This window comes from Streptomyces minutiscleroticus (genome assembly GCF_014650875.1).
GTDB classification, from domain to species: Bacteria; Actinomycetota; Actinomycetes; order Streptomycetales; family Streptomycetaceae; genus Streptomyces; species Streptomyces minutiscleroticus.
This window is the reverse complement of record NZ_BMVU01000185.1, coordinates 1-1,600: the sequence shown is the minus strand read 5'-3', so window position 1 is coordinate 1,600 and position 1,600 is coordinate 1. Positions and strand designations below refer to the sequence as shown.

Genomic DNA, 1,600 nt, shown 5'->3' with positions numbered 1-1,600 from the left:
CACGAGGTACGACAAGCTCGCCGTCCGCTACGAGGCGACCGTGCTGGTCGCAGTCCTCAATGAGTGGCTGTGACCAGCACTTTCCCAACAGGCCCTAACCCAGGGTCGAGATGCCGGCGAGGAAGATGTCCACCCCGACGAGGAACTGCTCGCGATCATCGTGTTCGCCCAGCTGAGTCGCCGCCGCGTGCACGAACGGGTACCGGTCCGGGTCGGCCTGCGCCCATCGCGTGGCGGCGTTCTCCAGGAAGGTCTTCCGGTCCATGTCGCTGCCCGCGCGGAGCCGTGCGTTCGAGGCGTTCTGCGCGGCGACACCGAGGACGTAGTTCACGAGCGCGCCGGCCGCGTCGAAGCGCGCCTTCTCCGGAACGCCGAGAGCGTCCAGCAGGCGGCCGACGCCCTCGTAGAAGTCCAGCAGCGCGGGCCGCCACGGCTGGCGGGAGAATTCCGCCCCGACCCAGGGGTGGGCGTCGATCGCGTCGAACAGACCGAGGGTGAGGGCACGCAGCGCAGTGCGCGGATCCGTGTCGGCGACCGCGCCCGACATCACGCCCGCGATGACCTCGTCAGCGGCCCTCGCGAGCAGATCACCCTTGTCCTTGACGTGATGATAGATCGCCCCGTAGCCGGTGCTCAGGCGCACGGTGAGTGCGCGCAGCGTCAGCGCCTTCTCGCCGCCGCTGTCCAGCATCTCGATCGCCGCCTGGATGATCAGCTCCCTCGACAGGCTGTCCGTCCGCCGCGGCGAGCGCGCAGATCCCTTCGCTGTTCTGTTCACCATGACCCCAGCATCGCACGAATGGAGCGTCGATCCAACCCCGTGCTAGCGTGATTGGAGTGGCGATCCAAAGCAGGCGTCACGGCACCCCCGAAGGTCCAGGAGGACACATGACGACACCAGTCACGATCATCGGAGCAGGTCTGGGCGGCCTGACGCTGGCCCGCGTGCTGCACGTGCACGGCATCCCGGCCACGGTCTACGAGGCCGAGCCCGCCCCGGACTCGCGCCGTCAGGGCGGCCTGCTCGACATCCACCCCCACAACGGGCAGGTTGCTCTGGAGACGGCCGGACTGATCGAGGAGTTCCACAAGCTGATCCTCCCGGGCCGCGAGGCGTACCGGGTCATGGACCGGGCGGGGAACGTGCTGCTCGACCTGCCCGATGCCGGAACCGGCGAACGCCCGGAGATACCGCGCGGCGCACTTCGGCAGATGCTGCTCGACTCCCTGCCCGCCGGAACCGTCCGCTGGGGCCACAAGGTCACCGCCGTCAAGGCCCTCGGCGACGGCCGCCACCAGGCGACCTTCGTCGACGACACCACCGTGGTCGCGGACCTGCTCATCGGCGCCGACGGCGCCTGGTCGCGCGTGCGCCCGCTGTTGTCGAAAGCCGCGCCGGAGTACTTCGGCGTCTGCAGCGTGGAGACGTTCCTCTTCGATGCGGAAACCATCCACCCCGCCTCCGCGAAGGCGGTCGGAGCCGGCGCGCTGTTCGCGCTCGCGCCGGGCCGGGGACTGCTGGCCCACCGTGAAGGCGGCGGAACCCTGCACACCTACGCGCAACTGAAGAAGCCCCAGAACTGGTTCACCGATTTCGACA

2 protein-coding genes are annotated in these 1,600 nt (G+C 69.1%); one reads left to right on the top strand and one right to left on the bottom strand.

Going from position 1 to position 1,600, the window contains the following annotated elements; genetic code table 11:
- Positions 1–94: 94 nt before the first annotated feature.
- Positions 95–781: a TetR/AcrR family transcriptional regulator gene (locus IE271_RS40850; protein WP_190195471.1), complete on the bottom strand. Its 687-nt coding sequence runs from the start codon at positions 779–781 to the stop codon at positions 95–97.
- A 107-nt stretch (positions 782–888) separates the two neighbouring features.
- On the opposite strand from IE271_RS40850, the gene IE271_RS40845 reads away from it, so the two are divergent.
- A partial coding sequence (locus tag IE271_RS40845) for an FAD-dependent oxidoreductase (protein ID WP_190195470.1) occupies positions 889–1,600 on the top strand: 712 nt, incomplete at its 3' end.